We start from the raw sequence: 18,795 nt of genomic DNA on the forward strand, positions 1-18,795 counted from the left end.
CGTATCAGTCGGAAGCTTTTTCCTCGCTGGCCGGTTCGTGCAGGCGCATGCGGGTCACGTGGGTTTCATCCCCGTCGAGGATTTCGATCCGCCAGCCGCTCGGATGCTCGAGAACCTTGCCGACCGGCGGCACCTGTTCCGCCAGGACGAAAGCCAGCCCGCCTAGCGTATCGACCGCTTCCTCGACCTCGGCAAGACGCGGATCGACCTTCTCGGCCACGTCGTCGAGTTCCGCGCGCGCGTCGCAGTCCCACATGCCTTCGCCGATCGACACGATCCATTCCTCGGGCGCATCGTCGTGCTCGTCTTCGATATCGCCGACGATTTCCTCGACCAGATCCTCGATCGTGATGAGACCGTCCGTGCCGGAAAACTCGTCGATGACCACCGCGAGGTGCATCCGCTGCGAGCGCATGTCGGCGAGGACGTCCAGCGCGTTGCGCGTCTGCGGCACATAAAGCGGCTGGCGCATCAGCACCGTCCAGTCGGCCGGCGGCGCCTTCTTTTCCGCGAGGAAAGGAAAGACATCTTTGATGTGGATCATGCCGATCACGTCATCTAGCTGTCCGCGGTAGACCGGCATGCGCGAATGGCCGTGTTCGGAGAACTGGGCGACCAGTTCGTCCCAGCTGGCATCGGCCGACACGGCGATGATCTCGCCGCGCGGGATTGCCACATCGTCGGCATCGTGTTCGGAGAAATGCAGCAGGTTGCGCAGCATCTGGCGTTCGACCGGCGACAAGTCGCCCTTGGCCGGTTCGCCTTCGGCACCGTCGCCGTTCTCGCCCTCGTGCTCGTCGATAGCCTCTTCGAGCTGCGCGCGGAGGGACCGCTCGCCGCTTTCGGGGTCGAACAATTTGCGAATTGCGGGCCACAGCCCGCTGCTACTCTCCGCGTCTCCGGCGGGGGTGGAAGAATTGGCCATGGGCCGGGTGCGTGCTCCTATTTGTCGCGGTCCCCATATGGGTCCGCAATACCCAGTTTTGCAAGCGCTTCGATCTCGAGTTTTTCCATTGCCTCGGCCTGCTCGTCGGAATCGACGTGATCATGACCGGCAAGGTGCAGCAAGCCGTGCACGATAAGATGGGCCGCGTGATCCGCCAGAGCGATGCCCTTCTCCGCCGCTTCCCGCTCGCAGGTACCGTATGCGAGCGCCAAGTCGCCGAGCAATTCAGGAGGACCATCGTGCGCAAGTCCCAGCAGTTCCTCGCGCTCCAGCATGGGAAAGGACAGCACGTTTGTCGGCTTGTCCTTGCCGCGCCATTCGCGATTGAGTTCGTGGACCTCTTCATCGCTGGTGAACAGCAGCGAGGCAGTCAGGCGCGGATTTGCTAGGCCCGGCTCTATCTGCGCGGCGGCGTCCAGCACATTGCCGGCAAGCGCCTCCCAATCGCCCTCGGGCCAACCGTCGATGTCGATGTCCAGATTCACCCAATTCAATCCCTGCCCGAAACGCGGGTCCACGTAAGCAGCAATAGGTCCCTGCGATTTGCGTCGGCTAGACTGTTGGCCCCTCGTAGGCCTCCACAATCCGCCCCACGATCGGGTGGCGCACGACGTCGGCGGCAGTGAAGCGGATGGTGCCGAAGCCTTCGACGCCCTCCAGCTTCTCGACCGCATCGGCAAGCCCGCTCATGCGGTCGCCGCCCGGAATATCGACCTGGCGCGGGTCCCCGCAGACCACCATCCGGCTGTTCTGACCGAAGCGGGTAAGGAACATCTTCATCTGCTCGCGCGTGGTGTTCTGCGCCTCGTCGAGGATAACGAAGGCATCGGCTAGCGTGCGCCCGCGCATGAAGGCGATGGGCGCAATCTCGATCTCGCCACTGGCCAAGCGCCGCTCGACCTGTTCGGGCGGCATGCAATCGTAGAGCGCATCGTACAGCGGGCGCAGGTACGGATCGACCTTGTCCTTCATGTCGCCAGGAAGGAAGCCGAGCTTCTCGCCCGCTTCCACCGCAGGACGGCTGAGGATCAGGCGCTGGACGCTGCCGGTAATCAGCTGCGCCACCGCCTGCGCCACGGCGAGATAGGTCTTGCCTGTCCCCGCCGGACCCAGCGCGAAGATGATGTCGTCGCGCACGAGGCTGCGCATATAGGTCGCCTGCATTGCGCTGCGCGGCACGATGGTCTTGCGCCGGGTACGGATCATGATCGGCGGACCTTCCGGCTTGCCGTCCATGATGCCGTCCAGAGTGGGTTCGTTCGACATGGCGATCAGCGATTCGATCGCTCCCTGGTCGAGATCCTGTCCCATGGCGAGCCGGTCGTACATTTCGTTGAGGACGTCGCGGGCCCGGGCCACGCTGTCTTCGGGCCCTTCGATATGGAGGGCATTGCCCCTCGCCGCGATAAAGACGCCAAGCCGGTTTTCGACCTGCACAATATTCGCATCGAACTGTCCGAACAGCGCGCCGAGCAGGCTCTGGTTGTCGAAGGTCAGGTCGAGCTGGGCGCGGCGTATTTCACGCTGCGGACTGGGCGGCGGAGTGAAAGCCTGAGGGGCCTTCGATGCGGGTTTGCGAGCCATGCGCTCCTTTCGTTTCCGATTCGGAATCTAGGCCTTGTCCCCCGCCACGCAAGAGCACCGCGATCATGGCGGTGGAAAGTCATGCAGTTGCAAGACTTGGAGTTGCGAGGCATCCTGCCCGGACCAGACCAAAGGAGCCTGACCCATGCGCTTTGAGTTCCTGCCGATCGTCGCCCTTTCGATTGCCGCCTGTGCCGAAGCGCCGGAAGCGGAGGCTCCGGAAACAACAGTCGTTGAAGAGGTCTCGCCTGCCCCTGCCAATGCGGAAGAGGACATCCGTCACTTCCTGCTTCAGGAATACCCCGATGCGGCACCCATGCAGTACGCCCTCGCCTGGTCCGACCTTAATGGCGACGGCGCGGACGAAGCCATCGTCCACATCATCACGCCCTATTTCTGCGGAACTGGTGGCTGCAACACGCTGGTCCTGACGCCGGCCGGCCCGATGTGGAGCAAGGTCACCGAAATCTCGGTCTCCCGCACGCCGATCTCGGTGCTCGATAGTGAGACCAACGGGTGGAAGGATCTTGCCATCAGCGTGTCGGGCGGCGGCGGCCCGTCGGGCATGATGCGCCTTGCCTTCGATGGCGAGAGCTATCCGTCGAACCCGACGGTTGCCCCGGCCGAACCGACCGAGGAAGCCGGCACGGTGCTGCTCCCCGAAGAACCCGAAATGAAGACGCTGGAGGCCGAAGCCAAATCAGGCGAGTGACAGGGCACCTTCGCGAACCGATGCCCTGAGCGAGTTGGGGCCTGCCTCGATCAGGTCCACTTCGACCAGGTCGCCGATGGCATAATCGCCGTCGAACCAGGCGCTTTGCAGCCAGGGCGTCTTGCCCAGCCACTGGCCGGGATGCTTGCCCTTGCGTTCGACCAGCACTTCGCAGGTCCTGCCAACGGTGCCCTCGTTGAAGGCAAGCTGGTCACGGTTGAGGGCCGCCTGCAGGCGCTGCAGGCGCTCGTCCATGACTTCCTTCGCGATCTGGCCGTCCATGCTCGCGGCAGGAGTACCGGGGCGCGGACTGTATTTGAAGCTGAACGCCTGCGCGTAGCGGACCTCGTCCACCAACCTCAGCGTTTCCTCGAACTCTGCATCGGTTTCGCCCGGGAAACCGACGATGAAGTCGCCGCTCAGCGCAAGGTCCGGCCGTGCTGCACGGAAGCGTTCGAGCAGCTTCAGATAGCTTTCCGCCGTGTGGCTGCGATTCATCGCCTTAAGCACGCGGTCGCTACCGGCCTGAACCGGCAGGTGCAGGAAGGGCATGAGCTTGTCGACCTCGCCATGGGCGGCGATCAGCTCGTCATCCATGTCGGCAGGATGGCTCGTGGTATAGCGGATGCGGGCGAGGCCATCGATATCCGCAAGATCGCGGATCAGGCCGGCAAGGCCGACACGGTGGCCCCTCTCGTTCTCCCCGCTCCATGCACTGACGTTCTGGCCGAGCAGGGTGATTTCGCGGGCGCCGGCTTCGACCAGCTTGCGAGCTTCAGTCAAGACATCGCTGTAAGGTCGGCTGATTTCCGCGCCGCGGGTATAGGGTACCACGCAATAGGTGCAGAACTTGTCGCAGCCTTCCTGTACGGTGAGGAAGGCGGCAGGACCGATCTTGCGCCGCTCGGGCAGCGCCGCGAACTTGGCGATCGCGGGCATGTCGGTATCGGTCGCCCGTTCGCCCTGGACTGCCTTGTCGAGCATTTCGGGCAGGCGGTGATAGGCCTGCGGGCCGACGACCATGCTGACCGCCGGGGCGCGGGCCATGATCTCTTCACCCTCGGCCTGAGCAACGCAGCCTGCGACCGCGATCAGCGGCTTGGTGCCGTCCGCTTTCTGCAGGCGGCCGATGTCGGAGTAGACCTTCTCCGCTGCCTTTTCGCGGATGTGGCAGGTGTTGAGGACCACGAGGTCCGCTTCCTCGCCTTCGGGCGCAGGTTTGATGCCGCGCGTCGCCAGCATCTCGGCCATGCGCTCGCCGTCATAGACGTTCATCTGGCAGCCGAAGCTCTTGACCCTGTAGGTCCTGGGGGCGGTAGTCGGTTTCATGCGGACCGCGGCCCTAGCCCGAAGCTGCCCAAGGTTCAATCACCCCTGCGGCAGCCGAGGGGCCTTGGCATTACGAGAACTGCGTCGAGGCACCGATCACGGCCACGTATGGCTGCGCGACCGTTCTGAAGCCCAGCTTTTCGTAGACGGGATAGCCCATTTCGGTCGCGCCCAGCGTGGCGAACTCCAGGCCGCTTTCTTGGTGATGCTCGATGGCCGATTGGAGCACGGCTGTGCCGACGCCCCGTCCGCGATGCTCTTCCGGAGTCGCCATGACATAGACCCCGAGGTGGTCATCGGTCCGCATGAAGACACCGGTCCCCAGGATCTTTCCGTCCTCTTCCACGAGCCAGATCTCGTTCCCCTCATCCTGAAGGAATTCCGCAGGCATGGACCGGCTGGTTTTCTCGATATCGAGCGAAAAGGCCTGTGCCGAGACGTCCATTACCTGCGCCATTTCGGCAGTCGTCGCCATGCGAGCATTGAACGGAGCGGGCCTGTCGAACGGGCCCGCGGGACGCTCCATGCAGGGCACCTGCCCCACCGTTTCGATCCCGCGCTGTTCCAGCCGGGCCTTGAGGTCCGAATTTTCGCTGGGCGCGACGATGATCGTGTCGATCTGCGTATCGCGAATGATCTGCACGACACGGTCGAGGTCGTCGTCGGAGACAGAGGCACCCAACCCCGCCATGTTGAGGTCGGCACAGCCGGGCTCTCCGCTCAGGCCGATCCAGAAATCCTTGCCGGTTTCGAGCAGGCGGTTCGGCGCATGGCCGAACAGGCGCATGACCTCGGCACCCATGTGCTCGATGTGCCATGCCTCGTCGTGAAATGAATGTCCGGCCACAGTACTTCCCCCAAAGTTGCGCACCTGATGATGGGCGCAGGCTAGGGCCGGTTTCGCATTTGCGCCAGTGCGGATTTTGGGGCCTTTGTGCAGTGTGCGCCATGCCCGTTCGGGGCTGCGCACCGATAGGAACGGGAGGAGGCGCAAAGCGGCGAAAACCCGCCTGCTCGCGCCTCCTTACCCGCAGTGTGGGTTAGCTGACGGTCGCCTTGACGATCTTGCCCGGCTCGCGCGGCGGTTCGCCCTTGGGCAGTGCGTCGATGTGCTCCATGCCGCTCTCGACCTGGCCCCAGACGGTGTACTGGCCGTCGAGGAAGTGGGCATCGTCGAAGCAGATGAAGAACTGGCTGTTGGCGCTGTCCGGCACTTGGGTGCGGGCCATCGAGCAGGTGCCGCGCACGTGCGGTTCGGCGTTGAATTCGGCCTTCAGGTCGGGCTTGTCGCTGCCGCCCATGCCGGTGCCGGTCGGATCGCCGCCCTGCGCCATGAAGCCGGGGATCACGCGGTGAAAGACCACGCCGTCGTAGAAGCCTTCGCCAGCCAGCGTCGTGATGCGCTCGACATGGCCCGGTGCAAGGTCGGGGCGCAGCTTGATGACGACGTCGCCGCCTTCTCCATTGCCGGTGTCGAGGGTGAAGGTCAGTTTGTCTGCCATCTGGCTGGTCTCCTGTGAGTTGGTTGCCGCCTACATAGGCGCTCGCCCGCCGATGTCACCCTCTGCTTGCAATCGACGCCCGGGTGCCTAGACGGGGCAGCATGGCGGAGGACGAACGGCCCCTCGAAGACGACGACGTGATGCTGGCCGAAACGCCGGATGAAGGCGCGCGCCCGGACGACCGTATCGACGACGAACGCATGGACGAGGAGAACACGCTCAAGCGCGAGTTCGTTCAGGCGGTGGAGGATGCCCTCGAAGCGGGCGACGAAGGCGAGGTCTACGACCTCGTCGAACCGCTCCACCCGGCCGACGTGGCCGACCTTCTCGAACTGCTCGAGAAGGACGAGCGTACCCAGCTCGCCTCGGCCATCACCGACCTCATGACCTCCGACGTCGTTGCCGAGCTCAACGACTACGTCCGCGAGGAGATGATGGAGGCCCTGCCCGCCGACGCGGTGGCGCAGATTGCCGAACAGCTGGAAACCGACGACGCAGTCCAGCTGATCGAGGATCTCGACGAAGAGGACCAGCGCGCGGTCCTCGCCGAACTCGATCCCGAAGACCGGATCGCGATCCAGACCGCCCTCTCCTATCCCGAGGAGACCGCCGGGCGCCTGATGAGCCGCGAGTTCGTGGCCGTGCCCGAACACATCACGGTGGGCGGCCTGATCGACTTCCTGCGCGACCAGCACGACCTACCGGAGGACTTCTTCGAGGTCTTCGTGGTCGACCAGCGCCATCACCCGGTCGGGACCTGCCAGCTTTCGTGGATCCTGCGCACGCCGCGCAACATCGCGCTGTCCGACGTGATGAAGCGCGACCAGACGCTGGTCCCGGCCATGCTCGACCAGGAAGAGGTCGCGCTGATGTTCCAGAAGTACGGCCTCATCAGCGCCGCCGTGGTGGACGAGGACGGGCGCCTCGTCGGCCAGATGACCGTCGACGACGTGGTCCACATTATCTCCGAAGAAGCGGGCGAGGACGCCCTGCTGATGTCGGGTGCCGGTGAAGGCGACATCAACGAGCCGATCCGCGAGGCCTATTCGGCCCGCGTACGCTGGCTGGTCGCCAACCTCGGCACGGCGCTCATCGCCAGCCTCATCATCGCGCTGTTCGGCGCCGCTATCGAGCAGCTTGTCGCGCTCGCCGTGCTCATGCCGATCGTCGCCAGCATCGGGGGCAATGCCGGAACGCAGACCATGGCCGTGACCGTGCGCGCCATTGCCATGAACCAGCTCACGAGGTCCAACACGGGCCGCATCCTCGCGCGCGAGATGCGCGTCGCCCTGCTCAACGGGGCGACCATCGCGGTGCTGGTGGGCGCGGCGACGGCGGCCATCTTCAGCCCCCTGCTGGGCGGGGTGATCGCGCTGGCCATGATCATCAACGTGGTCACCGCAGGTCTTGCCGGCGTGCTCGTTCCCGTGGCCTTCGAACGGCTCGACCAGGACCCGGCCGTCGCATCGAGCGTGTTCGTGACGATGATCACCGATTCGATGGGCTTCTTCGCCTTCCTCGGCCTCGCCGTGGCACTCGGAGTGGTCTGAAACCCTACAGGGTGGAACACTTGGAACACGGTCTTGGGAGAAAAAATCCTGGGGCGTTGCGATGTGCGCAAAGCGGCGGAAATGCTCGGCTCGAGGGGCGATGGCTGGATGCATCCGGCAAGCCTGCAACGCCCGGCATCGAGTAGGAAAGCGGTTTCGGGAGCCAAGCCGGTTGAGGAACCGGCGCAGCGCTCTATCTAGGAAGCCATGCCGCTCAACCTGACCAAGATCGCCTTCGGCGCGCAAAGCTATGCCGATATCGAAAGCTGGTATGCCCAGCGGCGCAGTCCGAACCTGACGACGCGCTATCGCCCAACCAAGTGGGAAGAGTGCATCGGCGGCTCGCTCTACTGGATCCACCAACACAGCATCGTCGCCCGCAGCGAGATTACCGGCTTTTCCGAGACGCGCGACGGGCGCTGGTCGATCGACCTCAAGCCCGAACTGATCCGCGTCCACCCCCGCCCCAAGCGCGCCCACCAGGGCTGGCGCTATCTCAAGGGCGAACCGCCGCGCGACCTCGCGGAAGGCGAGGACATAGGCGATGCGCTACCCGGTAAGCTGGCAGGCAAGCTGGAGCGGCTGGGACTGATCTGATCCGGAACGGAACTCGCAGGCAGACCTGATCGCTGAACAATTTTCGTCGATGTGAAGATGCAGGCATTGAAATTTTTTAATAATGCCTTATATCGAAATTGCCTAACGTCGCCTGCGACGGATTATGATTGCCACACAGCACGCGAACCCGCGAGCGGCACCACTTCCTTTTCACGCACCCCTGGCTCCGCGACGGAATTCGTCCGTGCGGATGATTTTTCGTACGCGAAGGATGCAATTTGGCGAAAGAAGAACTCATTACGATGGAAGGCGCGATCGACGAGGTCCTGCCTGATGGTCGCTTTGGCGTCACCCTAGATAATGAGCACCGGATCATCTGCTACACAGCAGGTAAGATGCGTCGCTACCGCATCCGATCGGTCGTTGGAGACCGCGTACATGTCGAGATGACGCCCTACGATCTGACCAAGGGCCGGATCGTATTCCGCGAAAGGACCCCCGGGCAGTCGCCCGCAGGAGCCCGAAAGCGCGGATATCGGCGCTGACATTATCTTGAAGGCGGCAGCAAACGTCTGCCGGACAAATATGAACAATAATACCTCGCGCAGTCCGCTGCGCCCCATGCTTTCGCCCCGACACGGTACTACGAATTTCCCCGTAGAAAAGGATCGTGGGCCTATCGCCAACATCATCCCTGCTTTCGAGCTTCGACGCCTCGTCGCTGCCATGGTGGATTGAAAACCGTCGCCAAAACTGCGGCCATGCCAAGGCATTTCCGCGAATGCAGGAGAATCCCCATGGACCTGAATTTCGAATATGCGGCTCATCAGCGAGCCCTGATGAATGCCACAGCGGCCACCAATGTTGACGCTCGTCTGGCCAAGCTGGAACAAGCTGCACGGATTGCCGGAAGGATCAGCGCGTTCCAGCACGGGCTTGGCGCAGCTGCTGCATGTGCTTGGAGCAAGGCCCAGCTCACACCCAAGAAACATCGGAAGCCGGACGAAGCGCCTCAAATCGTCAGATGATGCGCTCCATCTCAAAGTGAGAAATCTGGCGATGGCATTCACGCTCGGCAGCGATATTTATTTTTGGATACAAACTTGGCGAAGCCTGCTATCTCTAATTCCATCGCAGCCAGAGCCTTTAGCGTCCTGCGACTGAGAGACAAGTTGTGCTCCCGCTTGATGTGAGGAGGACAACATGGGATCGACACTTCGAATATTTTATCTGGCAACAGAGCTCGTACCGTGAGGGCACCGCATAAGGCTGCGCCTCGCCTTACTAACGAGGCTGCACAGCGGCAATCCGACACTACAAGACTGGCCATGATCGTCTTGGGGCGCGAAGCTGCCATCACATTCATGAATTCGCCGCACAAGGCTCTTGGCGGAAGACCGATCGATTTGGTCATCGCCAGCGATGAAGGACGCTCTCTCGTCGAAGATGCACTGGCAGAGATCCAGTATCGAAACGCGGCTACGGAATACTAGGGACAATCGAACGCAGAAGGACCTGCAACCAGGCGACCCGAAGGGAGGCATCGGATTTTCGATGCCGACCTCGACTATAGGGCCCTCGCTCTACGTTAGAGCGGGGGCCTTTTTTGATGAACGAGAAGTGCCTCTGTCCATGGTCTTACCCCTACGCAACTGCTTGCCAAGAATGGGTCCAGATCAATCGCACTGCCTGATGGTCAGGTCGCGGGTGACGATCGAGCTTTGCGGGTCGATCACGATGGCCTCGCCGTCCAGTTCGCACAGGCCGAGGCGCGATATCTGGTCGGGATCGATCGCCAGCGTGTAGCGGCCGGGCTGCACACGTTCGAAGAAGAAGTAACCGTCGACCTCGGTCTTGGCGAAGGAGATGACCTCGCCCTTGGGGTTCAGCAGGCGCAGGCGCACGCCCGACACGCCTCGACCCTGCGCATCGGCGAAGCGCGCTGTGCCTTCCACTTCGGACAGAGCGACGATCGGGAAATCGATCGCCTGGATCGTGCCCGGGCGCGGCACGATCTCGATGCCCTTGCGCTGCGGGGCGAGGTCGATGTCGGGCAGCGTGGTCGGGTCCATCTGCACGGTCACCGCCCTCCCGACGCCGAGGCCCGATAGCTGTGCGACGCCCTGGTCATCCGTGGTGCCGGTGCGGTTGAAGGAGATGAAGTCGACTCCTTCCACCGGCTCGTCCGGCGGGCCGTATACTCCGTCGCCATCGAGATCACGGAAGGCGCGCAGGCTTGCCCCACCCGACGCCGCGAGGCCAGGACGCGCCATGAACACGCGCCCGCGCAAGGGATCGCGCCCGAGGCTGTAGCCGAGCCGCAGGCCGACGAAATGGCTCTTGTCTACGAAGGAATAACGGGCGTCGAACGCCAGGGTGAAGGTATCGAACTCGCGCGCGGCGGACAGGCCGAAAGCGGGCTGCTTCGCTTCGAAGAAATAGCCCGCCGAGCCGCGGATCGAGGTGCGGTCGTCCAGCCGGTGGTCGACTTCGAGCGAGGCGTTGAGCAGGTCCGCCTCGGGCAGGACGGAATAGCCCAGCGACAGCCGTCCGCGGGTATCGGATCGGCTGAGCGTGGCGAGATCGAAGCTGCCGAAGAGCTGGTCGAACGCCTCGATCCCGCCCCCGCTGGTGCGCGAATAGTCGAGCGTGTTGGAAATGAGGAAGCCCGAAGTGCGGGCCGATGCCCTCGTTCCGGCAGAGAAGGTGTTGCGCCCGTCGATGCCCTCGTAATTGCGGATGCGTGCGCTGACGGGGACGGTGAGGCCCGACCCGTCTCCGCCGAGGCTGATCGCGGTATTGAAATCGAGTTCGGTCGCGCGGCGCAGGAACTGGTTGCCCAGCCCCACCGTCTCGTCCGGGAATTCCCCGCCATACTCCATGTGGCTGAGCGTCACGCTCGACCTGCCGAACCGGCCGCCGACGCCACCTCCGAAGGCGTACGACCCGCCGTCGGCAACGCCCGCATCGACCTTCACGGCAAGGCCTGCGATGCCGGTGCGCAGCCCCGTGGTGGCCAGCCAGCGGTCCTCCCCCCGGTCTTCGAACCATGCGGCACCCGCCAGCGCAGTAAGGCCGGAGGTGACCCCATAGGACAGCTGTGCGCTGGTGCGCCAGTCGCCGTAACCGGCAGGCTCGATATAGTTCGGCGGCCTGACGCCCAGCAGGTTCTGCTGCTTCTGAGCCGCGTCGATGCTGTAGACCAGCTTGCCTTCGGGCAGGCGGCCGTCCCCCACGCTTATCCGCTCCACAACCTCGCTACGCTGGCCCTGCGGGCCGAAGAAGACGAAGCGGAAGACGTTGAGGCCGAAATCGACCGGGATCTGCAGGAATTCGTACTGGCCGTTGACCGCATCGCGGGTCGAGCCCACCAGGATATCGTTGCGGTAAAGCTCGACCTCGTAGCCGTCGGGCAGGATGCCGCGCAGGTCCACACGGTCGAACACCGAACCGACCTGCGAGGGCGCATTGGTGACCATTGCCCCGCGGCCGGCCACGCTGCGCAGCCCGATCGCCATGGAGGCGGAATTGATATCCCCCGCCGAAAAGGCGGTCGCGGCAAGCGGTCCGAGCAGGTCTGCGTCGGGATCTATCCGCCCGACCTTGAACAGCGAGGCGGTGGGACCGTTCTTCGTGTCCCCGCTGAAATAGCCTTCCGCCGACAGGTAGCCGAGATCGCCTGCGACGTAGAAATCGCCTTCCGCCCGGGTGCCGAAATTGCTGTCGGACACGGCGCGCAATTCCACATCGGCAGTCGGGATCGACAGCGGGCGATAGGGTGCCACGACCCGCTCGAAATCGTCCTTCGGCTTGTTGCCGGCGGCGGCTTCCAGCTTCGCGCGGCGAACCATCCGGGCCAGCCGTTCCTCGAACGGGAATTTCTCCAGCGTGGTAATCTGGACCGATTGTGACCTGAGGTCGGCTTTGACCGACAGCGGGAACAGCGCCTCGTACTGGTCGGCACGCAGGTAAAGTTCACCGTCGAACGGGGCCGCCAGCACGCCGTCGGTCTTGATGGTCTTGCCGCCAGCCTCGATCGTGCCCGAGCGCAAGTCGATCGTCAGCGTGCGGCTTTCGTCGAGGATCCAGCCATGCGCATAGCGCCCCTCGTCGGTAACCGAGATCGCAAGATCGAGGATACGCACGAGCGGGCCGAGCGGCAGGTATAGGCCGCCGCGCGTTCCATAGGCAATGATCGTGTCCGTCTCGGACGCACCGTTGACCCTCACCTCGAGGATCAGTTCGTCTTGGTATGAGATGAGCGGCCCGTCACCCGCGATCGCGCCGCGCAGACCCGGAGCGGAAGTGAGTTCAGCCCCGGCAGGCTGCGCGGATGCGGACGCGGCATTCCCGCGCTTGATCAGGCCCGATGTGAGCGAGGCGTAGGAGGCAGGCGCTTCTGCTGCGGCAGGCGGCGTACGGACCGGCGGCGAAGGCGCGGCAACGTAGCTGGTAGAATCGACCTGCGGGGCAGGCTCTGCCGCCGTGGCTGCAGCCTGTGTCCTTGCAGGTACCGCGCGGCGCGATCGAGGAGCGAAGGACAGCCGCTCGTACTCGGGGACCTGCTCTGCGGAAGCGGGCTGCGGCGGAGGAGCGAGGGGAGCGGTAGCCGCTGCCGCCGGTGCGAGCTCTTCCGCCGGTGCGGGAGGCGCCGTAATTGGTTCGGTCACTTCCGGCGGAGTGGTCTCCGGCTCCACTTGAGGCGGCGGAGGAGCTGGGGGTGCCGGATTGGCTGGTTCAAGCCCCCCAACAAGTGGCTCTTCGCTGAAGGGCGAAGATGTGTTTTCCTCGGCTTCGGCATGGTCCCGCGCCACGGCCTCGCCAGCCGCGTCCACCTCGGGAGCAGGAGCTAGCTGCGAGGTCTCGACTTCCGGTTCGTCCGTTTCCGGAACCGCCTCGGTCTCGGTAATGAAGCTACTGGTCGATACTTCCGGCTGCTCGGTAACGAATGCCTGGGCGAATTCCCCCGTCGGCTCATCGGACGTTTCCGGTAACGGCTGGGTGTCCAGCGGGACAGGGGCGAGCGGGACGCCCAGCACCTCAACGTTCGCAGCGTTGACGGCTTCATCGGCTTTCGGCGCGGCGGCAAGTACCGGCTCTGCCGGCTCGATTACCGGGTCCGGTCCTGCCCCGAACGCAGGAACAGGCAGTTCCTCCGCCTCTGCATCACCAAGGACGGGCGAAGGCGCATTCTCCGAAACGGCAAGTTGGACCGCGGGCGCAGGTTCTTCGGGCGCGGCCGCCGGGGCCTGCGCTGTTCCGGCCTTCGGTAGCAGCGGCGTATAGGCGGGCGGGCGTTTCTTCGCCGCTTCTTCCAGCGATGCCTGGGCGAGCACCGGAACATCGCTGCCCGAACCGGAAAACCGGGCTTTCGGGCCGATCTTGCGTGCATTCAGCCCCGCCTTCGACGATGCCGGATCGTCCGCACCGAAGCTGGGCGTGGGTAGCGGGCGGCGCAAGCTGACCGAAGGGCCAGCCTCTTGCGGGTCAAAGCGTTTGGGCGCGGGTATCTTGGTCCGCTGCGCCTTGTCGCCGGGAGCAAGGCCATACCCGACGGCAGCGGTAATCAGTATCGCGGTGCCAGCACCGCCGACGATTTTCCGCCTGCTCACGGCACCACGAAATCGAGCTCGGCTAGCTTGGAGCCTGGCGAGAAGTCATCGTCGACGAATTCTATCCGCAATTTCGCGCCCGAAGCGGTCAACCGGCGGTCTGCCTCGGGATCGATCGGCACTATGACTTCCCGGCTGTCGACTTCGGGATAGACGCCGACACCCTTGGAAATCGCGATCGGGTCCGAAGAACCCGCGGCTTTCACGGTGATGTCGCCAAAGGCCGAGCGCGTGCCCGAACGGTTGAGCGTGAAGGCAACTGCCTGCGTCCCGTCGCGCGCGGTCAGCACGCGGGCATTGGAAATCCCGACATCGAGTGTGGTTTCGCCGATCCGGACGATGATCGGGATGGCGATGCCGAAACGCGGGCGGATGGTGACGCCGATACCGTCATCGCTGCCGCCGGTAGTCGCCTGCTCGATGCTGAAGCCATCCGCTTCCGGAACCGAGGTCACGGTGAAGTGCGAACGATATTCGCCATCCGGCAGTTCTGCCCCGGCGCGTGCCATGATTCGGATGATCTGTGATTCCGTGCCGCGCAGAGTGACCCGGCGGGGCGAATAGCGCAGCATCTGGCTGGCCGTCTTGACCCGCGCCTGGCTGGCAGGATCGAGGCCGTTGTCAAAGGCGAGCAGCTGGCCTTCAGGCGTCATGCCCATGTCGACGATGGTGATCTCGTAATCGCCCGGATTGACCGCCTTGTTGTAGAGGCCGACCGTGGCGATCGAGCGGCGCCCGTCGATCACGACGCGCTTGGGAAACAGGTTCACATCGCCGACGCCGCCAACCGATCCGGCGGGAGGCGGAGGTGCGGCCTGGGACAGGCTGGCTTGGCCCGTAGCGGGTCCGGAAATGGCAAACGCAAGGGACACGGCTGCGCCGAATACGGCGGTGCGCATCCCGCCGAAAGGTTTCGACCCTGAATTCATGATATTTTCCCTGCCTGTAGCGACTACGCGCTCCTACAGACAGCCTTAGACAGTCGACATTTACAGATAAAGAACGGTTACGTCGAAAGTCCCCGAATATGTTCCGACCTGTTGGTTTGCCGTCACATTGAGGCGCCCGCCGACATAAAGGTCGAAGCTGCCTACGGCATTGAACCGCGCGAAACCGAGCGTGCGGTTGTCGCGGAAGCGGTCGACGACCATCGTGGCCGTGCCGTTCGAGATGGTGATCTGGTTCGGCGTGAAGACGACGAAGCGGCGGTTGCGCTCGCCAAGCACGGTGAAACGGGCCGGTCCGCGACCGCCCGGAAATGCCGAGATATCGAGATTGCCCGTCACCGCACCGTTCGGTGCGACTTCAATGATGCCGGCAGTGGCCGGACGCATCAGCGTGCCGAACCGCAGGTCGGCGATCGCGGTAATGGAAAGCGGCTCCACCACGCGGGCATTGGTCACCCCGGCAGTGTCGTCCGTGTCGTTCGCCTGTGCCGCCAGCGGCGTGGCGAACAAGCCCGTCGCCATGGCCAGCATTCCCGCAAACAGTGTCTTTGAGAATGGCTTGCCCATGGGACGATGCCTGTCGTCGATGCTCGCCGGACTACGCTTGCAGCCCGGCGATCATCTCGTCGATCAGTTGTAGGTCACCGTTGCGGTGTACGAACCGGTGTAGCTGCCTGCAGCCTGGTTCGCGCCCACGGTCAGCGTACCACCGACGCTGAACGAGGTTTCGCCGGTTTCGTCGAGCGTGCCGGTCGCGTCGGCATCGGTCGAGAAGTTCATGGTGCCGCCGGTGCCGTTGCTGACCGAACCGCCGGTCGTCACGATGTCGAAGCTGCGGTTCGCGTCACCGGTCACGGTGAAGGAGTCGGCAGCGTTTGCGCTGCCCGAAACGAGGGTGACTTCGCCCGTTGCGGTACCCGAACCGTCCGTGAGGACGACGACAGTACCACCGCCACCAGCGGTCATGATACCGAAGTCGAGCGCGGCGCCCGTGTCGTGGACGATGGCGATCGGGGCAACGATTTCTGCGTTCGCTACGCCCGAGGTGTTAGCAGTGTCGCCCGGTGCGGCGGCTGCCGGCACGGCGATAACGGCGCTGGTCATGGCTGCCGCAAGAACGATCTTCTTCATTTGGTGTCCCCTGAATTCGAACAATAGCGCGACCAGCTATTGCCGGTGCTGATCTAGGGGATACTACGTAGGCTTTAAGGAAGTCTTACTGCCTGGAAACCGCACACCTACGGGGTTTTACGGAGCAGATTAACCCCGCATCAATCATAAAAAACCACCATCTGGAGGTCCGCGCGATAGGTTCCGAGCGGACTTCCGGCTGCAACCTGCAAGGTTCCGCCCACGCGAAAGCGGTCTTGCCCCATCTCGCCCAGCACGCCGCGCATGGCCTCGCCGGCCGCATTTTCGACAGCCACCGTGATATCGGCAACCGGCAATCCGGTGCCTGTATTGGTATGGAAAGCGGTGACGCTGGCAGGAGCCTCGATGCGGTAAGTGCGCCCTTCTTCTCCGCTAACAAGGAACAGCGCCGGAGAGGCCGCGCAGACAGAAGACGAGGGGCAGGCATTGCCGAGCGCCCCGCTGTAGGAGACGGCCCCCGTCGCGGGATCGACCTTGATGGCACCCGATTGACCCTGCCGGACAGCCAGCGTGCCGAATTGCAGCGGATCGATCTGGCGTACGGTCAAAGGTTCCACCACCGAGGCATGGGCCATACCGGTGACGCTGGAACTGTCGCCGTCCGCCATTGCAGGCGAAGCAAGTGCCGCAGCGGCAAGCCCGAGGGCCTTAATTGCTCGAGACAAGGACGGCATCGACGAAAATCGGAATCTCGACGAGGCCGCCGCCGAATGTCCTGTCGACATCGATGCGTCCTCCGAGGTTGAAGCTACGCGAGCAGACGCGCTGCACACAATTAGGTATCTCTACGCGGATCACCTGGCCGGGCTGGACCATGCCGTAACCCTGCAGATCGATCTGGTAGCGCGACAGCCGCGCGGTCAGCCCGCCCTGCGCAAAGGTGGCAGGTGCTGCAAACACCAGCTCGATCACAAGATCCATCCGGCGCCGGCCGTTGTTGCCGCGATCGTATTGCACCACGAACTGCGCCGGCCCCACCCCGCTCTGGTCGAGAGCAAAAATGCCGCCGCTCGTCACGCCGCCGGACGGAGAGATTTCGCGATAGCCCGAAGTCGGGACGGCGAAGGTGCCGAAGCGCAGGCCCTGCCCGTTGATGACCGACAGCTGCGGCTTATCGCCTGCAGCCGGAACCGACCAGGCGCCCAGCGCCAGCGCGCAGGCTGCAGCGATGCGGCCCGGCAGCTTCACGGGCGCACCCGGCAATTGCGGGCGGGGAGGCAAGTCTGGATGCGGGGCACCGGGCTCATGCGAAGATGGTTAGCATAATCTTTCAGTGGATTGCACGTGCCGAAACGCGCCTTCCTGAACGCGAGTCCAGGACGGGACAGCGATTTCCGCAAGTGTTAACGCATTGCGCCAGTTCAGGCGGCGGCGGTCTTCTCCGCCACCCGGCGCAGCGCATTGGCATAAGCCTCGGGCGGCTGTGCCCCGGGCACGATGAACCGGCCTTCGAGGATCATCGCGGGGACGCCCGAGATGTTCATGTCCCAGGCGGCTCGTTCTTCCGCGCGGGTCTTGCGCGCCACTTCCTCGTCGTCGAGCGCGGCTGCGGCAGCTTCGCGTTCGATCCCGACGCTTTCGGCAACGTCGAGCAGGATCTCGCGCTCCCCGATGCGGCGGCGCTCGTTGAAGTGTGCCTTGAACAGGGCAAGCTTGAGCTGCGTCTGCTTCTCGGGGCCGAGCGTCTCGCCTGCCCAGGTGAGCAGCCGGTGCGCGGCGAAGGTGTTCCACATCATCGCATCGGGCGCGGGTTCTTCGCCCTCGTAATCGAGCGAAACGCGTGCCGCCTCGGCAGCTGCGCGCATCTGGCCCTGCACGGCCTTCGACTGTTCGATGGTCCGGCCGTACTTGCGGGCGATATGCGCCGTGCGCTCCTCCCCTTCCTCGGCCATGTCGGGATTGAGCTCGAAAGCGTGCCAGCGCACTTCTGCCTCAATCTCGCCTTGCAGCGTCTCCAGCGCCTGCGAAAGATTGCCCCAGCCGACGAGGCACCAGGGGCACATCACGTCGGACCAGATATCGATGGTCATTTTCCGGGGCTGGGTCATCGCGAAATCCACCACTGCATGAGATGATGCGCAATAGCATGCGGCGGCGGCGCGACGAAGGGCCCCTCGCCCTTGAGCGCCGCCGTAACTTCGTCGCGCGTAAACCAGATGATCTCGGCCATCTCGGTCTCGTCGATGGTCAGCGCATCGTCGTCGGCATGGGCATGGCAGCCGATCATCAGCTGGCTAGGGAACGGCCATGGCTGGCTGGCGATGTAGCTGACGTCGCGCACGCGCACGCCGCTTTCTTCAAGCACCTCGCGCGCAACGCCTTCCTCGATGCTCTCGCCCGGCTCGACGAAGCCTGCAAGCGCGGAAAAGCGTCCTTCCGGCCAGCCGAGCCCGCGGCCCAGCATCAACCGGCCCTCGTGTTCGACCAGCATGATCGTGACCGGGTCGGTACGCGGGAAATGGCTCCCCCCGCAGGCGGTGCAGTCACGCTGCCAGCCGCCCTTGGCGATCTTAGTGTCGCCGCCGCACTGGGCGCAGAAACGGTGCCGTGCGTGCCAGTCGACGATACTGCGCGCGCCGCCATAGAGCGCCAGGTCGTCGGGTTGCAGCGTCGCCATGAGCGACCACAGCGCCGGGTTGGCCATGCGCGGGGACGCATCGCCGCGCGGCGGCACGGCAGCAAAGCACGCCTTGCCATCGTCCAGCCCGAGGAACACCAACTCGGCATCTTCCGCCGCATCTGCCAGCGTGCCCCACACGAGGCGGCCATCGTCGCCGATCGAGGGCATCAGCCCGTCGAGCGCGAGCAGCCTCGCCTTCCAGTTCATGTAACCGGCCAGCCGCTCGGGATCGGCGCGCACGTGGTCGGCGCGGTCGAGACGCGAGCCGGTGAAGGACAGCATG

At 64.2% G+C, this 18,795-nt stretch carries 20 protein-coding genes; 6 read left to right on the forward strand and 14 right to left on the reverse strand.

Translation table 11 applies throughout. The annotated features are described in order from the left end of the window. Positions 1–4 precede the first annotated feature (4 nt). From GRI42_RS06950 to GRI42_RS06960, 3 genes are all read right to left on the reverse strand, one after another. A complete protein-coding gene (locus GRI42_RS06950) occupies positions 5–925 on the reverse strand; it encodes a hemolysin family protein (RefSeq protein WP_160607576.1) in 921 nt (306 codons plus the stop codon). A 17-nt stretch (positions 926–942) separates the two neighbouring features. After that, positions 943–1,431 carry an rRNA maturation RNase YbeY gene (gene ybeY / locus GRI42_RS06955; RefSeq protein ID WP_160609117.1) on the reverse strand — a complete coding sequence of 163 codons (489 nt, stop codon included), beginning with the start codon at positions 1,429–1,431 and terminating at the stop codon, positions 943–945. 67 nt (positions 1,432–1,498) lie between these two features. Then, a complete protein-coding gene (locus tag GRI42_RS06960; RefSeq protein ID WP_234033890.1) occupies positions 1,499–2,530 on the reverse strand; it encodes a PhoH family protein in 1,032 nt (343 codons plus the stop codon). 145 nt (positions 2,531–2,675) lie between these two features. On the opposite strand from GRI42_RS06960, the gene GRI42_RS06965 reads away from it, so the two are divergent. Continuing rightward, a complete protein-coding gene (locus tag GRI42_RS06965) occupies positions 2,676–3,242 on the forward strand; it encodes a hypothetical protein (RefSeq protein ID WP_160607577.1) in 567 nt (188 codons plus the stop codon). Here GRI42_RS06965 and miaB read toward each other — a convergent pair. From miaB to GRI42_RS06980, 3 genes are all read right to left on the reverse strand, one after another. Continuing rightward, complete coding sequence (gene miaB / locus GRI42_RS06970) at positions 3,231–4,571, reverse strand: tRNA (N6-isopentenyl adenosine(37)-C2)-methylthiotransferase MiaB (RefSeq protein WP_160607578.1); 1,341 nt, start codon at positions 4,569–4,571, stop codon at positions 3,231–3,233. The genes GRI42_RS06965 and miaB overlap by 12 nt on opposite strands. A gap of 70 nt (positions 4,572–4,641) precedes the next feature. Beyond that, positions 4,642–5,418: a GNAT family N-acetyltransferase gene (locus GRI42_RS14140; RefSeq protein ID WP_160607579.1), complete on the reverse strand. Its 777-nt coding sequence runs from the start codon at positions 5,416–5,418 to the stop codon at positions 4,642–4,644. Between the two features lie 193 nt (positions 5,419–5,611). Next, positions 5,612–6,073: a peptidylprolyl isomerase gene (locus GRI42_RS06980; protein ID WP_160607580.1), complete on the reverse strand. Its 462-nt coding sequence runs from the start codon at positions 6,071–6,073 to the stop codon at positions 5,612–5,614. Positions 6,074–6,174: 101 nt separating this feature from the next. Here GRI42_RS06980 and mgtE point away from each other — a divergent pair, with 101 nt between their 5' ends. From mgtE to GRI42_RS14195, 5 genes are all read left to right on the forward strand, one after another. Beyond that, complete coding sequence (gene mgtE / locus GRI42_RS06985) at positions 6,175–7,623, forward strand: magnesium transporter (RefSeq protein ID WP_160607581.1); 1,449 nt, start codon at positions 6,175–6,177, stop codon at positions 7,621–7,623. Positions 7,624–7,830: 207 nt separating this feature from the next. Continuing rightward, positions 7,831–8,220 (forward strand): DUF1489 family protein, encoded by a 390-nt coding sequence (locus GRI42_RS06990; RefSeq protein ID WP_160607582.1) that lies wholly within the window; start codon positions 7,831–7,833, stop codon positions 8,218–8,220. Positions 8,221–8,459: 239 nt separating this feature from the next. Continuing rightward, positions 8,460–8,726 (forward strand): translation initiation factor IF-1, encoded by a 267-nt coding sequence (gene infA / locus GRI42_RS06995; protein WP_160607583.1) that lies wholly within the window; start codon positions 8,460–8,462, stop codon positions 8,724–8,726. A gap of 252 nt (positions 8,727–8,978) precedes the next feature. Then, a complete protein-coding gene (locus GRI42_RS07000) occupies positions 8,979–9,209 on the forward strand; it encodes a hypothetical protein (protein WP_160607584.1) in 231 nt (76 codons plus the stop codon). Positions 9,210–9,509: 300 nt separating this feature from the next. Then, entirely contained in the window at positions 9,510–9,674 is a 165-nt protein-coding gene (locus GRI42_RS14195) for an MbcA/ParS/Xre antitoxin family protein (protein ID WP_160607585.1), read from the forward strand. Positions 9,675–9,857: 183 nt separating this feature from the next. On the opposite strand, the gene GRI42_RS07010 is transcribed toward GRI42_RS14195, so the two are convergent. The 8 genes from GRI42_RS07010 to nudC all read right to left on the reverse strand — a co-directional run bounded on the left by GRI42_RS07010 (position 9,858) and on the right by nudC (position 18,794). Continuing rightward, positions 9,858–13,793 (reverse strand): carboxypeptidase-like regulatory domain-containing protein, encoded by a 3,936-nt coding sequence (locus tag GRI42_RS07010; protein ID WP_160607586.1) that lies wholly within the window; start codon positions 13,791–13,793, stop codon positions 9,858–9,860. Continuing rightward, a complete protein-coding gene (locus GRI42_RS07015; RefSeq protein WP_160607587.1) occupies positions 13,790–14,722 on the reverse strand; it encodes a fimbrial biogenesis chaperone in 933 nt (310 codons plus the stop codon). Before GRI42_RS07015 ends, GRI42_RS07010 begins: the two co-directional genes overlap by 4 nt. 60 nt (positions 14,723–14,782) lie before the next feature. Continuing rightward, a complete protein-coding gene (locus GRI42_RS07020; RefSeq protein ID WP_160607588.1) occupies positions 14,783–15,307 on the reverse strand; it encodes a DUF4402 domain-containing protein in 525 nt (174 codons plus the stop codon). Between the two features lie 63 nt (positions 15,308–15,370). Next, positions 15,371–15,871 carry a DUF4402 domain-containing protein gene (locus GRI42_RS07025; protein ID WP_160607589.1) on the reverse strand — a complete coding sequence of 167 codons (501 nt, stop codon included), beginning with the start codon at positions 15,869–15,871 and terminating at the stop codon, positions 15,371–15,373. A 140-nt stretch (positions 15,872–16,011) separates the two neighbouring features. Next, a complete protein-coding gene (locus GRI42_RS07030; protein WP_160607590.1) occupies positions 16,012–16,500 on the reverse strand; it encodes a DUF4402 domain-containing protein in 489 nt (162 codons plus the stop codon). 40 nt (positions 16,501–16,540) lie between these two features. Further along, positions 16,541–17,080, reverse strand: coding sequence for a DUF4402 domain-containing protein (locus GRI42_RS07035; RefSeq protein ID WP_160607591.1), 540 nt, complete (start codon positions 17,078–17,080; stop codon positions 16,541–16,543). A gap of 173 nt (positions 17,081–17,253) precedes the next feature. Beyond that, the gene (locus GRI42_RS07040) at positions 17,254–17,940 is read right to left on the reverse strand and encodes a DsbA family oxidoreductase (RefSeq protein ID WP_160607592.1); all 687 of its coding nucleotides are present in this window, start codon (positions 17,938–17,940) and stop codon (positions 17,254–17,256) included. Continuing rightward, a complete protein-coding gene (gene nudC, locus GRI42_RS07045) occupies positions 17,937–18,794 on the reverse strand; it encodes an NAD(+) diphosphatase (protein ID WP_160607593.1) in 858 nt (285 codons plus the stop codon). The genes GRI42_RS07040 and nudC overlap by 4 nt, the downstream gene beginning before the upstream one ends. Position 18,795 lies beyond the last annotated feature (1 nt).

The organism is Qipengyuania gaetbuli, from assembly GCF_009827315.1.
GTDB classification, from domain to species: Bacteria; Pseudomonadota; Alphaproteobacteria; order Sphingomonadales; family Sphingomonadaceae; genus Qipengyuania; species Qipengyuania gaetbuli.

Coding starts and splice junctions, on each gene's coding strand:
- GRI42_RS06950 (WP_160607576.1), bottom strand. CDS start 925: ATGGCCAATTCTTCCACCCCCGCCGGAGACGCGGAGAGTAGCAGCGGG.
- GRI42_RS06960 (WP_234033890.1), bottom strand. CDS start 2,530: ATGGCTCGCAAACCCGCATCGAAGGCCCCTCAGGCTTTCACTCCGCCG.
- GRI42_RS06965 (WP_160607577.1), top strand. CDS start 2,676: ATGCGCTTTGAGTTCCTGCCGATCGTCGCCCTTTCGATTGCCGCCTGT.
- miaB (WP_160607578.1), bottom strand. CDS start 4,571: ATGAAACCGACTACCGCCCCCAGGACCTACAGGGTCAAGAGCTTCGGC.
- GRI42_RS06980 (WP_160607580.1), bottom strand. CDS start 6,073: ATGGCAGACAAACTGACCTTCACCCTCGACACCGGCAATGGAGAAGGC.
- mgtE (WP_160607581.1), top strand. CDS start 6,175: ATGGCGGAGGACGAACGGCCCCTCGAAGACGACGACGTGATGCTGGCC.
- GRI42_RS06990 (WP_160607582.1), top strand. CDS start 7,831: ATGCCGCTCAACCTGACCAAGATCGCCTTCGGCGCGCAAAGCTATGCC.
- GRI42_RS07000 (WP_160607584.1), top strand. CDS start 8,979: ATGGACCTGAATTTCGAATATGCGGCTCATCAGCGAGCCCTGATGAAT.
- GRI42_RS14195 (WP_160607585.1), top strand. CDS start 9,510: ATGATCGTCTTGGGGCGCGAAGCTGCCATCACATTCATGAATTCGCCG.
- GRI42_RS07015 (WP_160607587.1), bottom strand. CDS start 14,722: ATGAATTCAGGGTCGAAACCTTTCGGCGGGATGCGCACCGCCGTATTC.
- GRI42_RS07020 (WP_160607588.1), bottom strand. CDS start 15,307: ATGGGCAAGCCATTCTCAAAGACACTGTTTGCGGGAATGCTGGCCATG.
- GRI42_RS07025 (WP_160607589.1), bottom strand. CDS start 15,871: ATGAAGAAGATCGTTCTTGCGGCAGCCATGACCAGCGCCGTTATCGCC.
- GRI42_RS07030 (WP_160607590.1), bottom strand. CDS start 16,500: ATGGCGGACGGCGACAGTTCCAGCGTCACCGGTATGGCCCATGCCTCG.
- GRI42_RS07040 (WP_160607592.1), bottom strand. CDS start 17,940: ATGACCCAGCCCCGGAAAATGACCATCGATATCTGGTCCGACGTGATG.
- nudC (WP_160607593.1), bottom strand. CDS start 18,794: ATGCTGTCCTTCACCGGCTCGCGTCTCGACCGCGCCGACCACGTGCGC.